At 62.6% G+C, this 19,325-nt stretch carries 17 protein-coding genes; 4 read left to right on the top strand and 13 right to left on the bottom strand.

Annotated elements, in window-relative coordinates; genetic code table 11:
- Positions 1-39 precede the first annotated feature (39 nt).
- Genes holA through leuS form a run of 3 tightly spaced genes read right to left on the bottom strand, consistent with a single transcriptional unit; the run spans position 40 to position 4,421 of the window.
- A complete protein-coding gene (gene holA, locus TMS3_RS22795) occupies positions 40-1,086 on the bottom strand; it encodes a DNA polymerase III subunit delta (protein ID WP_025167614.1) in 1,047 nt (348 codons plus the stop codon).
- 42 nt (positions 1,087-1,128) lie between these two features.
- The gene (locus TMS3_RS22790) at positions 1,129-1,740 is read right to left on the bottom strand and encodes an LPS-assembly lipoprotein LptE (RefSeq protein WP_025167613.1); all 612 of its coding nucleotides are present in this window, start codon (positions 1,738-1,740) and stop codon (positions 1,129-1,131) included.
- 59 nt (positions 1,741-1,799) lie between these two features.
- Positions 1,800-4,421, bottom strand: coding sequence for a leucine--tRNA ligase (leuS, locus tag TMS3_RS22785; RefSeq protein ID WP_025167612.1), 2,622 nt, complete (start codon positions 4,419-4,421; stop codon positions 1,800-1,802).
- Positions 4,422-4,769: 348 nt separating this feature from the next.
- Between leuS and TMS3_RS22780 the strand changes: the two genes are divergently transcribed.
- Both TMS3_RS22780 and TMS3_RS22775 read left to right on the top strand, forming a co-directional pair.
- Positions 4,770-5,216 (top strand): hypothetical protein, encoded by a 447-nt coding sequence (locus TMS3_RS22780; RefSeq protein ID WP_025167611.1) that lies wholly within the window; start codon positions 4,770-4,772, stop codon positions 5,214-5,216.
- A 228-nt stretch (positions 5,217-5,444) separates the two neighbouring features.
- Positions 5,445-6,206 (top strand): YdcF family protein, encoded by a 762-nt coding sequence (locus TMS3_RS22775; protein ID WP_025167610.1) that lies wholly within the window; start codon positions 5,445-5,447, stop codon positions 6,204-6,206.
- An 8-nt stretch (positions 6,207-6,214) separates the two neighbouring features.
- Here TMS3_RS22775 and lnt read toward each other — a convergent pair whose 3' ends face one another.
- The 5 genes from lnt to miaB all read right to left on the bottom strand — a co-directional run bounded on the left by lnt (position 6,215) and on the right by miaB (position 11,770).
- Positions 6,215-7,735, bottom strand: a complete 1,521-nt coding sequence (gene lnt, locus TMS3_RS22770) for an apolipoprotein N-acyltransferase (protein WP_025167609.1) — start codon at positions 7,733-7,735, stop codon at positions 6,215-6,217.
- 206 nt (positions 7,736-7,941) lie between these two features.
- Entirely contained in the window at positions 7,942-8,781 is an 840-nt protein-coding gene (locus tag TMS3_RS22765) for an HlyC/CorC family transporter (protein ID WP_025167608.1), read from the bottom strand.
- Between the two features lie 31 nt (positions 8,782-8,812).
- Positions 8,813-9,286 carry an rRNA maturation RNase YbeY gene (gene ybeY, locus TMS3_RS22760; RefSeq protein ID WP_025167607.1) on the bottom strand — a complete coding sequence of 158 codons (474 nt, stop codon included), beginning with the start codon at positions 9,284-9,286 and terminating at the stop codon, positions 8,813-8,815.
- Positions 9,279-10,280, bottom strand: coding sequence for a PhoH family protein (locus TMS3_RS22755; protein WP_025167606.1), 1,002 nt, complete (start codon positions 10,278-10,280; stop codon positions 9,279-9,281). The genes ybeY and TMS3_RS22755 overlap by 8 nt, the downstream gene beginning before the upstream one ends.
- A 146-nt stretch (positions 10,281-10,426) precedes the next feature.
- Positions 10,427-11,770, bottom strand: a complete 1,344-nt coding sequence (miaB, locus tag TMS3_RS22750; RefSeq protein ID WP_025167605.1) for a tRNA (N6-isopentenyl adenosine(37)-C2)-methylthiotransferase MiaB — start codon at positions 11,768-11,770, stop codon at positions 10,427-10,429.
- Positions 11,771-11,898: 128 nt separating this feature from the next.
- Between miaB and TMS3_RS22745 the strand changes: the two genes are divergently transcribed.
- Complete coding sequence (locus TMS3_RS22745; protein ID WP_025167604.1) at positions 11,899-12,222, top strand: DUF1820 family protein; 324 nt, start codon at positions 11,899-11,901, stop codon at positions 12,220-12,222.
- 153 nt (positions 12,223-12,375) lie between these two features.
- On the opposite strand, the gene TMS3_RS22740 is transcribed toward TMS3_RS22745, so the two are convergent.
- The 5 genes from TMS3_RS22740 to TMS3_RS22720 all read right to left on the bottom strand — a co-directional run bounded on the left by TMS3_RS22740 (position 12,376) and on the right by TMS3_RS22720 (position 16,448).
- On the bottom strand, positions 12,376-12,924 hold the full coding sequence (locus TMS3_RS22740) for a tetratricopeptide repeat protein (protein WP_025167603.1): 549 nt from the start codon (positions 12,922-12,924) through the stop codon (positions 12,376-12,378).
- 69 nt (positions 12,925-12,993) lie between these two features.
- The gene (locus TMS3_RS22735; RefSeq protein WP_025167602.1) at positions 12,994-13,659 is read right to left on the bottom strand and encodes a DUF6962 family protein; all 666 of its coding nucleotides are present in this window, start codon (positions 13,657-13,659) and stop codon (positions 12,994-12,996) included.
- Positions 13,659-14,948, bottom strand: a complete 1,290-nt coding sequence (hemL, locus tag TMS3_RS22730; protein ID WP_025167601.1) for a glutamate-1-semialdehyde 2,1-aminomutase — start codon at positions 14,946-14,948, stop codon at positions 13,659-13,661. The genes TMS3_RS22735 and hemL overlap by 1 nt, the downstream gene beginning before the upstream one ends.
- A 53-nt stretch (positions 14,949-15,001) precedes the next feature.
- On the bottom strand, positions 15,002-15,640 hold the full coding sequence (gene thiE, locus TMS3_RS22725) for a thiamine phosphate synthase (protein ID WP_025167600.1): 639 nt from the start codon (positions 15,638-15,640) through the stop codon (positions 15,002-15,004).
- 13 nt (positions 15,641-15,653) lie between these two features.
- The gene (locus TMS3_RS22720) at positions 15,654-16,448 is read right to left on the bottom strand and encodes a hydroxymethylpyrimidine/phosphomethylpyrimidine kinase (protein WP_025167599.1); all 795 of its coding nucleotides are present in this window, start codon (positions 16,446-16,448) and stop codon (positions 15,654-15,656) included.
- 318 nt (positions 16,449-16,766) lie between these two features.
- On the opposite strand from TMS3_RS22720, the gene TMS3_RS22715 reads away from it, so the two are divergent.
- A complete protein-coding gene (locus TMS3_RS22715) occupies positions 16,767-19,139 on the top strand; it encodes a hybrid sensor histidine kinase/response regulator (RefSeq protein ID WP_025167598.1) in 2,373 nt (790 codons plus the stop codon).
- Positions 19,140-19,325: the final 186 nt, after the last annotated feature.

Below are 19,325 nucleotides of genomic sequence, written 5' to 3'. Positions count from 1 at the left end.
GCCGGCCGAGCATGGGCCGCGGCTGAGAAAATGTCCAGGCTAGGGCGTGGCGTCTGTGGCGAGGCCCAGGCGTTGTCCACACATGTTGAGGGTGAGCAGGCTCAAACCGCTCCACGGGCTTCCAGGCGCTTGCCCTTTGATCTGCGCATCGATGCGTTGCGCATCCAGCAGCAGCAGAGCCCAGCGGGCGGCCGAGTGACGTTGCAGGGCTTTACTGACCAGTGGTCGTCGTTTATCCCAGACTGGCGGGCGTGCCGAGCTGAAGGCTTTCTCCAGCGGCATGCCTTGGCTGTATTGCTGAGCGATATTGGCCAGCAGGCGCAGCTCGCGTGCCAGCGCCCAGAGTACTACGGGGGGCTCGACGCCCTCACCGCGCAGCCCTTCGAGCATGCGCAAGGCGTGCGCGGCTTCACCGTTGAGTGTTGCATCGATCAGGCCGAAGACGTCGAAGCGCGCACTGTCAGCGACTGCGGCGTGCACGGTGCTGACATCGACCTGGCCGTCTATGGCGAGCAGCTTGAGTTTTTCGATTTCCTGGGCCGCCGCGAGCAGGTTGCCCTCTACGCGTACGGCAATCATCTCCACGGCTTCCTGGCTGGCGCTCAGTCCAGCCTGCGCCATGCGTTGGCGAATCCATTGCGGCAGTTGATGCGCATCGACCGGCCAGATCTGCATGAACTGCGTCTGCTGTCCGTCGATAAGGGCCTTGGCCCACTTGGTTTTCTGGGTGCTGCCATCGAGCTTGGGCAGGCTGATCAGTAATACCGTGTCTTCCGGCGGCCGGGCCAGGTATTCGAGCAGCGCAGCACTGCCTTTATCGCCAGGCTTGCCGGATGGCAGGCGCAGCTCCAATAAGCGTTTGTCGGCGAATAAGGAGAGGCTGGCAGAGGCTTGCAGCAAGTTGCCCCAGTCGAAATTGCTTTCGACGTTGAACACCTGGCGCTCGCTGAAACCCAGTTCACGGGTGGCTGCACGAATGGTGTCGCAGGCTTCCTGGCACAGCAGCGGTTCGTCGCCACTGATCGCATACACCGATGCCAGGTTGCCCTGGAGGTGTTTGCTGAGTTGTGCGGGATTGAGTTTCATCGGCTCATCAGGCGTCGGGCCGCATGGGCGGCCCTCGCAGACTTACTGCAGTTGCGTCGGCAGTTGCAGCGGTGACTGCTTTGGTTGCGAGGCTTCGAACTGGCGAGCGGCCTCCAGAGCCTCGGCTTCGGCTTTGGCCTTGGCTTCGGCGGCCTGTTGCAACTGGTCGAGCTGCGCTGGAGTCACCTGACGCAGACGTTGAACCAGTTGCTGCACCAGGTCGCGACGCATTTCCTGGCGCAACTGCGCGGCCTCCTGGCCGGAGCCAATCAGGTTGTTGCTGTCCTGCACGTAGAAGTTCTGTACTTCCAGTTGGTTATTCAGCAGTAGCAGGTTCTTCGCGCCACGAATCTCGTAGTCGAGGGTCATGGTCAGCTCGTATTCGGCAGTGCGCGCCGAACTGGTATAGCTGGCGGTGCGCTGGTCTTCCTGCTCGTTGCTCAGGATCAGGCTGTAGGGGGCGCCGGGGTAAACGCGTACGTCGTTGTTCTGCAGGACTTCGCGTACTTGTTTGAGCGTCTCGCCGTAAGCGTTGCGGGCGCTGACATTGAGTTCCTTGAGGGCAAACTGCACATCACCGGTTCCGCGCAGTTGGAAGCCACAGGCGCTGAGCAGTACAGTCAGGCCGATTACCAACAGATTCCGTTTCATCATCTTTGTTTTCCCCTAGGTCAAGCATCCCGGCGCGCCATGTGTGGGCGCGCCGAGTGTAATCAGTTGGCGACGATATTGACCAGTTTACCCGGCACCACAATCACCTTGCGAATAGCCAAGCCTTCGGTAAACCGCAGCACATTCTCGTTGCTCCGGGCCGCCGTCTCGACTTCTTCGCGGCTGGCGCTGGCCGGCATCTCAAGCTGTCCGCGGAGTTTGCCGTTGACCTGAATCACCAGAGTCAGGCTGTCTTGCACCAGGGCTGACTCGTCCAGCTGCGGCCAGCGAGCGTCGATGATCGCTCCGTGCTGGCCCAGTTCCGACCACAGTTGGTGACTGATGTGCGGGGTGATCGGTGCCAGCAGCAGGGCCACGGTTTCCAAACCTTCCTGGAGCAGGGCGCGGTCTTGTTCGGCTTGTTGAGGCGCTTTTTCCAGCACGTTCATCAGGGTCATCACGGCGGCGATGGCGGTGTTGAATTTGTGGTGCTGGCCAATGTCCTGGCTGGCTTGCTTGATGGCCAGGTGGATGGCGCGGCGCACCTCTCTTTGTGCGTCGCTGAGCGTATTCTTGTCCAGCGCCTGTGGCAGGCCGGCATTGACGTGGGTCTGGGTCAGGCGCCAGACGCGGCGCAGGAAGCGGCTGCCGCCCTCGACGCCGGAGTCGGACCATTCCAGGCTCATGTCCGGTGGTGAGGCGAACATCATGAACAGGCGGCAAGTGTCGGCGCCGTAAGCATCGATCATCGCTTGTGGGTCAACGCCATTGTTCTTCGACTTGGACATCTTCTCGGTGCCACCGATTTCCACTGGCTGGCCGTCGATCTTCAACTTGGCGGCGATGACCTTGCCCTTGGCGTCGCGTTCGATTTCTACGTCGGCTGGGTTGAACCAGTCCTTGCCGCCGTTTTCCAGTACGCGGAAATATGTGTCGGCGACCACCATGCCTTGGGTCAGTAGGTTCTTGAACGGCTCATCGGAGTCGAGCAGGCCCTCGTCACGCATCAGCTTGTGGAAGAAGCGCGCGTAGAGCAGGTGCAGGATGGCGTGTTCGATACCGCCGATGTATTGATCCACCGGCAGCCAGTGGTTGGCTGCGGCCGGATCAACCATGCCGCCGGTGTACTGGGGCGAGGCGTAGCGGGCGAAATACCAGGAGCTTTCCACGAAGGTGTCCATGGTGTCGGTTTCGCGCTTGGCCGGGTTGCCGCATTTCGGGCAGCTGCACTCATAGAACTCGGGCATCCTGGCCAGTGGCGAGCCCGCGCCGTCTGGCACCACGTCTTCGGGCAGTACTACGGGTAGCTGGTCTTCCGGCACCGGCACATCGCCGCAGTTGTCGCAGTGGATGATCGGGATCGGGCAGCCCCAATAGCGCTGGCGGCTGATGCCCCAGTCGCGCAGACGGAACTGGGTGCGTGCCTGGCCGAGGGATTTTTTCTGCAGGGCAACTTCGATGGCGTCGAAGGCGCCCTCGAAATCCAGGCCGTCGAACTCACCGGAGTTGATCAGTTGGCCATGCTCGCCATAGGCGTCCTGCCAGGGTGCCGGGGTCTCGTCGCCGGCCGTGGTACGCACCACCGCTTTGATCGGCAGCTGGTATTTGTGGGCGAACTCGAAATCGCGCTCGTCGTGAGCCGGTACGGCCATTACCGCGCCGTCGCCATAATGGATCAGCACGTAGTTGGCGACCCACACCGGCAGCTTTTCACCGGTCAGCGGGTGCTCGACGAACAGCCCGGTAGGCAGGCCTTTCTTCTCCTGGGTGGCGATGTCGGCTTCGGCCACGCCGCCGCGTTTGCATTCGTCGATGAAGGCCTGCAGTTCGGCCGCCTTGTCGCTCGGCAGGCGTGCGAGGGCGACGGACGCCAGGTGGTGTTCGGCTGCGACCGCGACGTAGGTAGCGCCCAGCAGGGTGTCCGGGCGCGTGGTAAAGACTTTCATGCTGCCGGCTTCGCCGATGCTGGCGACGTCATAGGGGAAGCTGACTTCCATTCCGCGTGACTTGCCGATCCAGTTGCGCTGCATGGTCTTGACCTGTTCCGGCCAGCCATCCAGGTCATCCAGGCTACTCAGCAGCTCATCCGCATAGGCGGTGATCTTGAAGTAGTACATGGGGATTTCGCGCTTTTCGATCAGCGCGCCACTGCGCCAGCCGCGGCCGTCGATGACCTGCTCGTTGGCCAGTACGGTCTGGTCAACCGGGTCCCAGTTGACGCTGCCGTTCTTGCGGTAGATCACGCCCTTCTGGTACAGGCGGGTGAACAGCCATTGCTCCCAGCGGTAATAATCTGGTTTGCAGGTGGTGACTTCGCGCGTCCAGTCGACAGCCAGGCCCAGGCTCTTCAGCTGGGTCTTCATGTAGTCGATGTTTTCGTAGGTCCACTTGGCGGGCGCGACCTTATTCTTCATCGCAGCGTTTTCCGCCGGCATGCCGAAGGCGTCCCAGCCCATCGGCTGCAGCACGTTCTTGCCTTGCATGCGCTGGTAGCGCGCGATCACGTCACCGATGGTGTAGTTGCGCACGTGACCCATGTGCAACTTGCCGCTCGGGTAGGGGAACATCGACAGGCAATAGAAAGTGTCCTTGCCCGGCTGTTCATTCACTACAAAGGATTTTTGCGTGTCCCAATGGGACTGCGCGGCGGCTTCGATTTCGCGTGGCTGATACTGTTCGTGCATGGCTACTGGCGCTGGGGAATGGGGGCTTATACAGGCAGCAGGAAAGTTGCTGCGCTCGGCTATGCGGCGTTGGGACAGGCTCAGAATGCTTATTTACCACGGGTAAACTGCGCTTTTTCGCCTGCAACTGCCTTGCTTAGCCTTCGCTCACTGCGCTTTCACGCGGCCTGTTCGGTAGACGCCGTAGCATACATGACCCCCCTTGACTGAGGGAAACCCTGATTACAGCAGCGCGCAGGCGTCCGTTCTTGGCTGCGCACCGTTGGTCGCTGTGTCCTGCCGGTTAAGGGGCTGCCGCTAAGCTGGATATAGGGGCCGCTTTTTTTGAGTCCGGCGCGAGGTGAGTGGATGGGTGAGTTGCGGCGAACAGAGACGGGCAGCGGTTTGTATGAGCGGCTGTTGCAGCGGCTCGCCCTGGCGCTGGATGAGGCTGACAGCCTGAGTCGCGTGTCTGCCGATCCGCCGCGTGATCTGGAGTTGCACGGCCTGACCTCTGCCGAGCTTGAGTTGATTCGCGCCTATCTGGATCGGGATCTCAACTGGTTGCGCGGCTGGCATGCGGCGGCAGAGGAGCTGGCACAGCTGGAACAATGGCCGGCGCAAACGTTAAAGCCTTGGCGCTCGGCGCATAAGCCGGCGGCCAGGGGGCATGGCAAGGCGAAACCCCCGCTGAAACAGCGCGTGCAGCTCTGTTGCGCCGTGTGCGGTGTGGCTGCCGATTGGCAGCCCGGTAAGGGCACAAAGGCCTGCTCGGCCTGTGGCTCGCAGTTGTTCCGGGCGAGTAACCCTCATTAATCGAACGTAATGGCCGTTGATAAAAAGAGCCCTGAGTACTGGTCCGGGCAAGACTCGGCTTCCGGGGACTCTCGGCAAGTCCGTCGTTTGCTCTCTTGATAATGGAAAGGTGGGATTCTCGTTGTCGGGGGGGGGGGGTACCAGGCGTACACCTCAGGTGCCGCAGGTAAGCAAGCGCAATCGCCAATCACCGCTCTGGTAGGCTTCACTCCTCTGTGGAGATGCCCGATGCCGATTCGTTACGTCCTCAAACAGCTGTTGTTACCTCCTGGGCTGTTGCTGCTCTTGTTGCTCGCTGCCTGGTGGTTGCGTAGGCGCTTTCCGCGCCTGGCGGCTGCCTGCTTTGTGGTCGGAGTTGGCGGGCTGTGGCTGATGAGTCTGCCAATTACAGTGGAGTGGTCCGCGCGTCTGCTGGAGCCTGAGTCGGCGTTGCAGGAGACGCAGTGGGGCGACTTGGCGCAGGAGGTCGATGCAATCGTCGTGTTGGGCGGCGGGCGCGAGCAGAATGATCCCGCCTGGGGGGCTGATCAACCAAGTCCCTTTGCGCTGGAACGGCTGCGCTATGCGGCGCGGCTGGCCAAGGCCTCGGGATTGCCGCTGCTGGTCAGTGGTGGTCTGCATTACGGCGTGCCGCCCAGCGAAGCGGCCTTGATGGTTCAGGTGCTGGCTCGCGACTACGGTGTGGCTGTACGTTGGCGAGAGGAGGCGAGTCGCACGACCTGGGAGAACGCAACTCACAGCGCCGAATTGCTGCGTAGCGAGGGCTTCAAGCGTGTGTTGTTGGTGACTCAGGCGTGGCACATGCCCAGGGCACGCTGGAGCTTCGAGCAAGTCGGCTTTCAGGTGCGAGCTGCCCCGGTAGGTTTTCTCGGTGTGCCGAACGGTCGCCCGGCCGGCGGCTGGCTACCGGAAAGCAAGGCGCTGTGGCAGAGCGGCTTGCTCCTCAATGAGGCCATTGGGTTAATTGCCTACCCGCTGGCCTACCCCTAAGTGTCGCGCTAGAGGGTCTTGGCCATCCGGTTGGCCAGTAGCGCCCAGGCGAACAGCAGGCCGCAGAGGATGATTAGCGGCCAGGTGCGCCAGCGCAAATAGGGGGTCAGTTGCTGCATCGGCTGAACCTCGCCATACAGCACGCCCCGTTCAAACTGTGGCAGCTGGGTGGTGATCCGGCCGTAGGGGTCGATTAGCACTGTCATGCCGTTGTTGGTCGCACGAATCATCCAGCGGCCCCCCTCCAGGGCGCGCATCTGCGCCATCTGTAGGTGTTGCAGCGGGCCGATCGAGCTGCCGAACCAGGCGTCGTTGCTGACGGTCAGCAACAGCTCACTCTGTGCGGCCAGCCCGGCGGCAAACTCGGGGTAGACCACTTCGTAGCAGATATAGGTGGCGATCTTGTGGCCCTTGGCCTGCAGCAGCGGCTGCGTGCTCGAGCCGCGGGCGAAGTCCGACATCGGTAGATTGAAGAAGGCGATCAGTCCGCGCAGCACCTCTTGCAAGGGGACGTATTCGCCAAAGGGCACCAGCTTCTGTTTCAGGTAGTCGCCGCTGCCATCGCCCACCACGCTGACGGCGTTGTAGTAGCGTGGCTCGCCGCGCTCGTTAGCCTGACGGATCGGCACGCCGGTGATCAGCGCTGCCTGGCGTTCGCGAGCGAAGCGATCCATCACGCTCAGGTAGCCGGCGGCATGTTCCTTGAGCACCGGTACCGCGGTTTCCGGCCAGACGATAAGGTCAGTCGGCTGGGCACTCAGGCTCATGTCGCGGTACAGCGCCAGTTGTGCGTTGAGTTGCGCCGGGTCCCACTTGAGATTCTGCTCTACATTGCCTTGCATCGCCGCGACTTTGAGCGGAGCGCCGCTCGGCTGGGTCCAGGCGTGGTCTTTCAGGGTCATGCCGACGATCCAGGGCGCGAGCAGCAGGGCGATGCCGGCGGCGAGGAAGGCGGCGCGGGCGCGCAGTTGCGCCAGATTGACCAGCAGCGCTGCGGTCAGCGCCAGAACAAAGGAAATCAGCCACACGCCGCCCAGGGGCGCCAGCCCGGCCAGTGGGCCGTCGAGTTGACTGTAGCCGGCGTAGAGCCAGGGGAAGCCAGTGAGGAACCAGCCACGAAAGGCCTCCTGCGCCAGCCACAGTGCGGCGAATGCCAGGGCGTCGGCCAGCGGGGCTTCGGCACGGCGCAGCCAGCGCGCCCATAGCCAGGCGGCAAAGGCGAAGAATAGCCCCAGCCCGGCGACGAAGCCCAGGGTCAGCAAGGCCGCCAGTGCCGGTGAGGCGGCGCCGTAATCGTGGATGCTGACATACACCCAGCTGGTGCCGGCGGCGAACAGGCCAAAGCCGTACCACCAGCCGCGCCACGCCGCCTGACGCGGGCTCAGGTCGCGCAGGGCGAGGTAGAACAGGGCGATAGACAGGATGGCCAGCGGCCACAGGTCGAATGGGGCGAGCGCCAGGGTGGTCGCAGCGCCGGCAGCCGCCACGAGGAGGTTGCCCGGCCAGCCGGGGCGGGTGATCCAGCGCATCGTAAATCCTTGGCAATGAAAGACCGCAGGAGGCTATAGGGAACTGGCGGCCGGGGGCAAGCCGCGTTGTGGGAAAAGCGCGTAGGTATGAGGCTGACTGTCGCGGCTGGCACTTGTTTAGCGGTAATGGAGTGCAGGTGATCACGCTCGGTGGGCCCCGCAGCCGGGCCCAGTCTCGCAAAAAGCCAGGCCTGGTGCCGACGGCCTCAGCGCTCGAGAGGCGTCAGGCGCAGCAGGTGGATGCGCCGACTGTCGGCGTTCAGCACACGGAAGCGGAACTCGCCGATCTCGGTCACTTCGTTGCGTTTGGGCAGATGGCCGAAGGCGCTCATCACCAGGCCGCCGACGGTATCGAACTCGTTGTCGGAAAACTCGCAGGCGAAGGCTTCGTTGAAGTTGTCGATCGGGGTCAGGGCCTTGACCAGGAAGTCGCCGCTGGGCAGCGGTTTGACATAGCTGTCCTCTTCGACGTCGTGCTCGTCCTCGATGTCGCCGACGATCTGCTCGAGCACATCCTCGATGGTCACCAGGCCGGCGACGCCGCCGTATTCATCGATGACCACGGCCATGTGATTGTGATTGGCGCGGAACTCGCGCAGCAGTACGTTGAGGCGCTTGGACTCGGGAACGAAAGTCGCCGGGCGCAGCAGATCCTTGATGTTGAAGCTCGGTTGCTCATCGAGCATGACCAGTGGCAGCAGGTCCTTGGCCAGCAGGATGCCGATCACATCGTCGAGGCTTTCGCCAACGACGGGATAGCGTGAGTGCGCGGCTTCGATGATCGAAGGCAGGAATTCCTTGGGCATTTGATTGGCTTTGATGCTGATCATCTGCGAGCGGGGAACCATGATGTCGCGAACCTGCAGGTCGGCTACCTGAATGGCGCCTTCAACTATCGCCAGGGCTTCGCTGTCGAGTAGCTTGTTCTGATGTGCTTCGCGTAGCACTTCCAGCAGTTCTTGACGGTTTTTCGGCTCATGAGCAAAAGCCTGGGTCAGTTTATTCAACCAGGACTTCTGCTCGTTGCTCGATCGGTCTTCGCTCATGGGGGTACTCGGAATCCTTACTTGTGGGGAGTTATTCGTCGCCGGCATAGGGGTCGGGGTGACCCAGCTCGGCGAGCAGTATGCGTTCCAGTGTTTCCATTTCCTCGGCTTCGAGATCCTCGATATGGTCGTAACCGAGTAGATGCAGGCAGCCGTGAATCACCAGATGCGCCCAGTGCGCCTCCAGACGCTTGCCCTGTTCGATGGCCTCGCGCTCGACCACGGGCACGCAGATCACCAGGTCGCCGAGCAGTGGGATGTCGAGCAGCGGAACGCCGTCCGGCCCATCCGGTACGTCGGCGGGAAAGGACAGTACATTGGTGGCGTAATTCTTGTGTCGCCAGGTGTGGTTCAGCTCGCGACCTTCGGCCTCATCGACCAGGCGGATGGTCAGCTCTGAGTCCGCGCTGCGCTGGCGCAAGGCCAGGGCGCACCAGTCGCGAAACTGTGCCTCGCTGGGCAGCTGTTTGCCCTCGCTGGCGAGTTGCAGATCCAGCTCAAGCATCGTCGTTGTCCAGGTCGTCGGGCTTGCCGTGCAGGCGGTTGTCATGATGCTCGTAGGCCTCGACGATGCGCTGCACCAGCGGGTGGCGTACCACGTCCTTGGGTTTGAAGTGGGTGAAGCTGATGCCGGGCACTTCATGCAGTACGTCGATCACGTGGGTCAGGCCGGAGCGGGTGCCGCGCGGCAGGTCGACCTGGGTGATGTCGCCGGTAATCACGGCCGTGGAGCCGAAACCGATGCGGGTGAGGAACATCTTCATCTGTTCCATCGTGGTGTTCTGGCTTTCGTCGAGAATGATGAAGCTGTTACTCAGCGTACGGCCGCGCATATAGGCCAGTGGTGCGACCTCAATCACCTGCTTCTCGATCAGTCGGGCAACATGTTCGAAACCGAGCATCTCATAGAGTGCGTCGTACAGGGGGCGAAGATAGGGGTCGATCTTCTGTGCCAGGTCGCCGGGCAGGAAACCAAGTTTCTCGCCGGCTTCTACTGCCGGGCGGACCAGCAGGATGCGACGAATCTGCTCGCGCTCCAGGGCATCCACCGCGCAGGCGACGGCCAGGTAGGTCTTGCCGGTGCCGGCCGGGCCGATGCCGAAGTTGATGTCGTGCTCGAGCATGGCCTTGACGTAACGCTGCTGGTTGGCGCCGCGCGGGCGAATCATGCCCTTGCGCGTACGCAGGGCCACGCTGGTCTCTGCGCTCGGGTTGGTCAGCTCTTCGGTGTCCGACTCATGCAGTGCCAGGTGCACGGTGTCCAGAGACAGTTCGCTGTTCTTGGCTTCGCGGTACAGGCGACGCAGCAGCTGTTCGGCGGACTGGGTACGCTCTGGCGGGCCGAGCAGCTCGAACTGATTGCCGCGATTGCGGATTTCAATGCCCAGGCGCTGTTCGATCAGGCGCAGGTGCTCATCAAGTTGCCCGCACAGGTCGGCGAAGCGCCGAGCGTCGAAGGGTTCGAGGGTGAAGCGACGGGGTTCTATGGGTGTGTTCAAGGTCGTGTGGTGGCCGCCAGTCGGCAGGGTAGTGAAACGAAGAATAACGCCAGCTGCCCTCGGCTGAAAGTACGGGCAACTGCGACTTTAGCAGCTCACTGAAAAGCCCGCGAGTCAGGTGCTCGCGGAGCTTCCCAGTGGTTGGCTCAGGCTGGGTGTGGTTCCGTCAGCAAGGTGCCGCGCAGCGAGTGGGGCATGGCGTCATCGATCAGCACCATGACGAACTGGCCGATCAGGCGCGGATTGTCACTGCGGAAGTTGACCACGCGATTGCTCTCGGTGCGGCCCTGGAGCATGCCGGGATCTTTTTTCGAGTAATCGCTGACCAGAATGCGCTGCACGCTGCCGACCATGCGCCGGCTATTCTCGAAGCCCAGTTGGTTGATACGGTCCTGGAGGATTTTCAGGCGCTGCTTCTTCAGTTCTTCCGGGGTCTCGTCGGGCAGGTCCGCGGCCGGGGTGCCGGGGCGCGCGCTGTAGACGAAAGAGTAGGAGAAGTCGAAGCCGATCTCTTCGACCAGCTTCATGGTCTGCTCGAAGTCTTTCTCGGTCTCGCCGGGGAAGCCGATGATGAAGTCGGAGCTGATCAGAATATCGGGAACAGCTGCTTTCAATTTGCGGATGCGCGACTTGTATTCCAGTGCGGTGTGGTTGCGCTTCATCGCCGCGAGAATGCGGTCCGAACCCGATTGCACCGGCAAGTGCAGGTATTTGACCAGCTCGGGAATCTCCGCGTGGGCCTGGATCAGCGCGTCGGAGAATTCCAGTGGGTGGCTGGTGGTGTAGCGGATGCGGTCGATGCCGTCGATCGCAGCCACTGCGTAGAGCAGTTCGGCGAAGTCGGCGAGCTGGCCGCCCTGGGTCGCGCCGCGATAGCCGTTGACGTTCTGCCCGAGCAGAGTCACTTCACGCACGCCGTTCTCGGCCAGGTGAATAACCTCGCCGAGCACGTCGGCCAGCGGCCGGCTGACTTCCTCGCCGCGTGTGTAGGGCACCACGCAGAAGGTGCAGTACTTGCTGCAGCCTTCCATCACCGAGACGAAGGCGCTGGGGCCATCGACGCGCGGCTCGGGCAGGCGGTCGAATTTCTCGATCTCAGGGAAGGAAATATCGACTTGCGGCTGCTTGGTGCTGCGCGCCGCGTCGATCATTTCCGGCAGGCGGTGCAGGGTCTGCGGGCCGAAAACCACGTCGACGTAGGGTGCGCGATCGCGGATGGCGGCACCTTCCTGGCTGGCCACGCAGCCGCCGACGCCGATCACCAGATCGGGGTTTTCCAGCTTCAGCTCACGCCAGCGCCCGAGCTGGGAAAACACCTTGTCCTGGGCTTTTTCGCGAATCGAGCAGGTGTTGAGCAGAATGATGTCGGCGTCCGCGGCGCGCTCGGTGACTTCCAGGGCTTGATGTTCGCCCAGCAGGTCGACCATGCGCGAGCTGTCGTACTCGTTCATCTGGCAGCCGTGGGTTTCGATATAAAGCTTCTTGGTCATGCGGGCTCAAAGGGTGATTCGAAGAACCGCACATTATAGTGGTCCGGCGGCTGGCTTCCTAGGGTTGGCTGCCCGGTGGCTGTGCTATTATCTGCCCCCTTCATTTTTCCCAGTCTGAACTGCTATCCATGAGCAAGCGCGAGCCTATCTATAAGGTCATTTTTCTCAATCAGGGCCAAGTGTACGAAATGTACGCCAAGCAGATTTTTCAAAGCGATCTGTGGGGGTTTCTTGAGGTGGAGGAGTTCGTCTTCGGTGAGCGCACCCAGGTGGTGGTCGACCCTAGCGAAGAAAAGCTCAAAGCCCAGTTCGATGGCGTAGTGCGTAGCTTCGTGCCGATGCACGCGATCATTCGCATCGACGAAGTGGAGCGTCTGGGTACGCCGAAGATCAGCGAGGCCAAGGGCGGCGGCAATATCATGCCGTTCCCCATGCCGATGCCGGACAAGTAAAACAACTGCGGGCTGCTCGAATCACTCCAGGTTAACAATGAGTGCGGCAGCTCTTGCCTTGCTCTGGGGCTGCGTCAGGCTGTGCCGGTCGGCTGATTTCGTCTTGCCTGGTCGTGGCTCGTTAAGTTTTCAGCGGCCTGCTAGGCGGTTTGCTTACGGCAGGGGAGCGAACGGGGAGCGTTCGTCGGCGGTCTGCAATTCCAGCAGGTAGTTGCGGAAGATCTGCCCGAGCACCTGGCTGGCAATTTCCAGTTCGTCGCGTGGCATCTGTGCCGAAATCAGGTCGGCACTGTCCATTGCCTCGTCAGAACCATTGACTGCCGCCATCTTCAGCACGATATAGGCCTGAACATTGTTCGCCGGGACGCCTTCGCCGCGAAAGAACATCATGCCCAGGCGATATTGAGCCTGGGCGTGGCCCTGCAGTGAGGCCTGTTCGAACCAGTTCAGTGCTTGCGGCAGATCGCGCGGTGCGCGCTTGCCGTCGTAAAAAAATTCGCCGAGTTCGTATTTCGCTTGCAGGCTGCCATTGTGCGCAGCTTCCTGACAGGCGGCCAGGGCGTCAGGCAAGTCCTCGGGCGGGCTGTTCAGCGAGCAACTGCTGGTAGCCGGGATCAGCAGGGAGTTGCCGCCTGCGCAGGCAAGTAACGGCAGTACAAGCAACAGGCAGCCCAGAGACAGGGTGCGGCCGGTGCGGATCATCTGGATAACAGAACCTCAACAAGCGGGGCGGGTGTGTTGCCCGGCCGACGCAGCGCGCCAGCCATCGCATTATGAAATAAGACTGTTCGATCTTACAGGGTCTTGAGTGGGTTTTTTCCGTCGGCAGCCAGGCAGATCCAGTATTAGCCAGGCGATTAACGGGTAAGCGGCGGTCAGTAGGCCGTGATACAGGTCGACGCGACGCAGGGGGCCGATAAAGCCCTGGGTTCCGACGGCCAGGCCGGCCAGCAGGAACAGGCCCACTGCGCCGGCAGCGGCCAGAGTGGGAATGCGTCGCGGCCATTGCCTGGAGCCGGCATGGAGGATCAGCAGCAAGCTCGCCAGGCCCAATAGCAGGCGGTAGTCCTCGAGCAGGTTCATCTGGCGGAACAGCTCAAAGAAGGCACATAGGCCTAATACCGCTCGGCCCCAGTTCGGTCGGCTCCAGGCCCAACTGCGTCCCAGGCTCAACGCGGCCAGGCCAAGCAGCGGCAGGCCGAGAAAGCTGCTGGCCTGGCTCAGCCATAAGTGAGCAGCTTGCCAGTTGGGATCCAGGCCGTAGCGTAGCGCACCGCTTGTGGCGGCGGCAGCTGGCAGGAGGAAGCCGAGCAGGGCGCAGAATAGCGCTGGTTGATCGGCCTCGGGGTGGCGCCCGCGGGCCTTGCCGAGGGCGATGGCGCAGGCCAGGCAGGCCAGTGCCAGTAGTCCATCGGAGGCGGCGGTGCTGTACTGCATCAGGCTTTCTTCAGCTCGGCGAAGGCGCGTTCGGCGGCGTCCAGGGTCAGCTTGAGTTCCGTGTCGCCATGAGCGATGGAGGTGAAGCCGGCCTCGAAGGCGCTGGGGGCCAGGTAGATGCCGCCCTCCAGCATCAGGTGGAAGAAGCGCTTGAAGCGTTCGCTGTCGCTGGTCATCACGTCGTCGAAGGTGACGATGTCGTCGGCTCCACTGAAGTACAGGCCGAACATGCCGCCTGCCTGGGTGGTGACGAAGGGTATGCCGGCGGCATCGGCGCGTTGTTGCAGGCCGTCGAGCAGGCGGGTGGTGTAGTCGCTCAGTTCGGCGTGGAAGCCGGGGCGGCTGATCAGCTTGAGGGTGGTCAGGCCGGCGGCCATGGCCAGCGGGTTACCGGACAGGGTGCCGGCCTGATAGACCGGGCCGAGCGGGGCGATGCACGACATGATCTCGCGCTTGCCGCCGAAGCAGCCGACCGGCATGCCGCCACCGATGATCTTGCCGAAAGTGGTCAGATCCGGGGTCACGCCGTAATGCGCCTGGGCGCCGCCGAGGGCGACGCGAAAGCCGGTCATCACCTCGTCGAAAATCAGTACCACGCCGTGTTTGTCGCACTGCTCGCGCAAACCCTGGAGGAAGCCCGGTGCTGGTGGCACGCAGTTCATGTTGCCGGCCACTGGTTCGACGATGATGCACGCCACCTGCTGGCCAACTTCGCCAAGCATTCGCGCGACCGCCTGGAGGTCGTTGAAGGGCAGGGTCAGGGTGTGTTTGGCGAAGTCCGCCGGCACCCCGGCGGAGCTCGGGACGCCCTGGGTCAGGGCGCCGGAGCCGGCTTTGACCAGCAGGCTGTCGGAGTGACCGTGGTAGCAGCCTTCAAATTTGATGATGCTGTCGCGACCGGTGAAGCCGCGGGCCAGGCGAATCGCGCTCATGGTCGCTTCGGTGCCGGAGCTGACCATGCGCACCATGTCCATGGATGGCACGAGGCTGCAGACCAGGTCGGCCATCTCGGTTTCCATGGCGGTCGGTGCGCCGAAGGACAGGCCGTGTTCCAGTTGCTGGCGCACCGCATCCAGTACCTGCGGATGGCTATGGCCGAGAATCATCGGCCCCCAGGAACCGACGTAGTCCACGTAGCGCTTGTCGTCTTCGTCGATCAGGTAGGCGCCAGCGGCGTGCTTGAAGAACAGCGGGGTGCCGCCGACGCTCTTGAACGCGCGCACTGGCGAGTTGACGCCGCCGGGGATGTGCTTCTGGGCGTTGGCGAACAGGATTTGCGAACGGGACATGGCGAACCTCTTGATATTCGAGTCGGGGCGAGGGCGGTCGCCCGGGTAAGCAATTAGGTATCTGGGGTGTCGGCGAACAGGGCGCTGAAGGCACGCGCGCGCTGTTCGACCTGCGCTGCCGAGTCAGCGCTGAACAGCGCGTGGATCACTGCGACCATGCTGGCGCCGCGAGCGATCAACTGGGGGGCGTTGGCCAGGGTGACGCCGCCAATGGCGACGATCGGTAGGCTGAAACGGTCGTGTGCCGCTTGCAGCAGGTCGAGCGTGGCCGCGGGCGCGCCGGGCTTGGTGGTGGAATTGAAGAAGCGCCCGAAGGCGATGTAGTTGGCGCCTTCGTTGGCGGCCATGTCGGCCAGTTCCAGTTGCGCATGACAGGTGCCGCCGATGATCGCCTGGCGCCCGAGCAGGGCGCGGGCAGCGGCCAGCGAACCATCGCTCTGGCCCAGGTGCAGGCCGACACCGAGTCGCGCTGCCAGTTCGGCGTCGTCGTTGATGATCAGCGCGGCGCCATAACGCTCGCACAGCTCGCGCAGGGCTTCGGCTTCGCGAAGGCGGCGCGCGTCCTCGCTCGACTTGTCGCGGTACTGCAGCAGCCTGGCGCCGCCCTTCAGTGCGGCTTCGACATAGGGCAGCAGCTTGCCGTCGGCGAGCAATTGGCTGTCGGTGATGGCGTACAGGCCATGCAGCTTCATTGGCAGCTCTCCATCAACAGAAATCCAGCGGCAGGCGCCGCGGCAGGTACTGGCCGTGGCCGGGTTGTTCGGCATCGCGCAAGGTGCGCCAGGTGTAGTCGAGGGCGAACTGCACCGCGCTGACCAGTTCCTGGCCGAGGGCCAGGCGCCCAGCCAGAGCGCTGGCCAGGGTGCAACCGGAGCCGTGGTAGCTGCCGGGCAGGCGCTGGCAGACGAAGGTGTGTTGGCTGCCATCGCGGCTGTAAAGCCGGTTGTGCACTTCGCGTTCGTCGCCGTGGCCGCCGGTGATCAGTAAATGGCGGATATACGGCAGCAGTTTCTCGGCGCACTGATCGGCCGTGCCGTCTGGCAGCTCGGCGAGGATGCGCGCCTCTGGCAGGTTGGGGGTGGCGATGCTGGATAGCGCGAACAGCCGCTCGCGCATGGCGTAGCCAACGTCGTCCTGGCCCAGCGCGCCGCCGCCGCCGGCCCTCAGTACGGGGTCGCAGACCAGGGGCACGCCGGGTAGCTGCTGCATGATCTCCAGCACGGTGTCGACCATTTCCACCGAGCCGAGCATGCCCAGCTTGACTGCAGCCACCGGCAGGTCGGCGATGACCGCTCGCGCCTGAGCCAGTACCCAGGCGCGATCGAGCACGCGAAAGTCCTGGACGTTGACGCTGTCCTGCACGGTCAGTGCGGTCACGGTCGGGGCGGCGTGACAGCCTTGGGCGAGCAGGGCTTCGATATCGGCTTGCAGGCCGGCGCCGCCACAAGGGTCGTGGCCGGACAGGCAAAGCACTACAGGGCGTGAGTTCGGCGTTTTCATGGTGCGCGAGCTTACCATCAAACGGCCTGTTTTGACCTGTTTACGCGGCGTTTGATTGCTGTGTCGGGGCTCGTCGTGGGCTGTTTTACTGATTGATCCAACAGCTTTTATAGGGCCTGGACGATAGCTGTGGTTGATCCGCTAAGGCGCATTCCAGAGCTGTCTCAGTGAAATTTGCGAGGGTGTGGTGAACAGGTTTTTCAGCTCCGAGGCTGTGCTAGAGTGACGGGTATTCGAATAACCAGGCCATGCGGGGCGGTGTTATCCAGGAGGGGCGGGACTCTCCGGCGCATCCCGACATTGTCTCTGTGGGGCCGCATGCGTTACATCCTGATCCTTCTGCTGGCCGTCTGGCCGGTATTTGCCGCTGCCGTAGAGTTCGATGAGCATACTCGTGCGCTGCCGCTTGGCCGGTCGATGTCGGTGTTTGAAGATGTACGCGGTAGCGCGACCATCGACGAGGTCACCTCGTCGGCCCTGCAAGGCAGCTTTCGCCAGCACGACAAAGACGTATTGAACGCCGGCTATTCACGCTCGGTATTCTGGCTGCGCCTGGACCTGCAGTACCGCCCGCAGCGTCTCGGTGGTCAGCAACCTTGGCTGTTGGAACTGGCCTACCCGCCTCTGGATCACCTGGAGCTGTACCTGGATGATGGTCAGGGTGATTTTCAGTTGGTTCAGCGTACCGGCGATGCGTTGCCGTTTGCCAGTCGGGAGATCAAGCAAAACAACTACCTGTTCGAGCTCAAGCTGCAGCCGAACCAGACCCAACGCGTCTATTTGCGTCTGCAGAGCCAGGGTTCTATCCAGGCGCCACTGACCCTCTGGTCGCCCACCGCCTATCTGGAAGAACAGCCGGCGCGCATCTATGTGCTCGGCATCATCTACGGCGTGCTGCTGGTGATGCTGATCTACAACCTGTTCATCTTTTTGAGCGTGCGCGATACCAGTTACCTCTACTACATCCTCTACATCGCCTCGTTCGGCCTTTACCAGATTTCCGTTAATGGGGCCGGCATCGAGTATTTATGGCCCAACAGCCCCTGGTGGGCGAATGCTTCCACACCGTTCATGATCGGCGCGGCGGCGCTGTTCGGGTGTCAGTTCGCCCGGACCTTTCTGCACACCGGCGAACACAGCCCTTGGGTCGATCGCACCCTGTTGCTGTTGATGGCCTGCGGGGCCGCGGTGATGCTCCTGGCGTTGACGGTCAGCTATGCGCTATCGCTGCGCCTGGCCACCTATCTGGCGTTGCTGTTTACCGTGGTGATCTTTGCTGCGGGGATTATTGCCTGGTTGCGCGGTATGCGAGTGGCCCGCTACTTCATCTTCGCCTGGAGCGCCTTTCTCCTCGGCGGGGTGATCAACAGCCTGATGGTGCTCGGCTACCTGCCCAACATCTTCCTCACCATGTATGCCAGTCAGATCGGCTCGGCCCTGGAAGTCGGCCTGTTATCCCTGGCTCTGGCCGACCGCATCAATGCGATGAAAGAGGAGCGTGCGCGCATCCTGCAAGAGACCGGTCGCAAATTGGAGGCGCTGAACCAGGAACTGGCCAATAGCAACCGTCTCAAGGACGAGTTTCTGGCCACCGTCACTCACGAGTTGCGCACGCCGATGAACGGGGTGATTGGTTCACTGGAGTTGATGGATACCCTCGAGCTGCAGGGCGAGCAGGCGCAGTATCAGAAGACCGCCGCCGGCTCGGCGCGGGAAATGATGCGCATGGTCAACGATATCCTCGCGCTGACCGAGTTGCAGGCCGGCAAGCTCTACCCGCGACGTGAGCCCTTCAGCCTGCGTGGGCTGTTTGACGGCCTGCGCGCGCACTATGCGCCGCGCGCAGAAGAGAAAGGTTTGGGTTTTGTTCTGGAGTTGGACGAGGGCCTGCCGGACACTGTCGACGGCGACGCCGGCAAGTTGGCGCAGGCACTCGGTTGCCTGCTGGATAACGCCATCAAGTTCACCGCTCAGGGTGAGATTTGTGTGCGGGTCAGGCGTGTCGGCGGCTTGACCGATAACCTGCCGCTGAGTATCGAGGTCATCGACAGCGGGGTGGGTTTCAGTGCGCCACAGGACGCTTCGCTGTATCAGCAGTTTCACCAGTTGGACGGCTCCATGACCCGTGAATACGGCGGCCTGGGCATCGGCTTGGCAATCTGTCGACAGTTGGTCGACTTGCTCGGCGGCAACCTCAGCCACGAGTCGCAGCCGGGTCAGGGCAGTCGGTTCCAGTTGAATGTGCCGCTGGCCCTGCCGGTGCAGGCCGAGGCTGTGTCGATGCCGGTGCGTCGCGCCGGCACGCAGGCTCTGCGCGAGCCGGCGCAATGCACGGTGCTGGTGGTCGAGGATAACGCGATCAACCAATTGGTGACCCGCGGTATGCTGCTCAAGCTCGGCTATCGCGTGCGTACCGCCGACAATGGCGCCGAAGCGTTGGAGTTGCTGCGCCACGAGTCGGTCGACGCGATCCTTCTGGATTGTCAGATGCCGGTGATGGATGGCTTTGCCACCTGTCGAGCGCTGCGTGCGCAACCCAAGTATGTCGATCTGCCGGTATTGGCGATCACGGCGCATAGTCACAGTGGCGATCGCGAGCGCTGCCTGGCGGCTGGTATGAGCGATTACCTGGCCAAGCCGGTGAAGTTCGAGGAGCTGCGCCTGCTGCTGCACGACTGGTTGTTGAGCTAGTGACCTGTGTGGCTAGTCCTGTTAGTCAACTTCGGCGCCTGAGGCCCTGATGCTGCGTTGCTGCTCCTCACCATAGCCCGCCATGACTCGTCGCAGCGCCTTGCCTCAGAATCCCAGTCATCCGAACCTGAATTAACCAACTAACCGTACGGTCGGCTAGGAGGCATGGCGCGTCGGCACTCCGCC

It is taken from the genome of Pseudomonas taeanensis MS-3 (genome assembly GCF_000498575.2).
Taxonomy (GTDB): domain Bacteria; phylum Pseudomonadota; class Gammaproteobacteria; order Pseudomonadales; family Pseudomonadaceae; genus Aquipseudomonas; species Aquipseudomonas taeanensis.
Note: the sequence above shows the minus strand (reverse complement) of the source record. Positions and strands in the feature narration are given on the sequence as shown.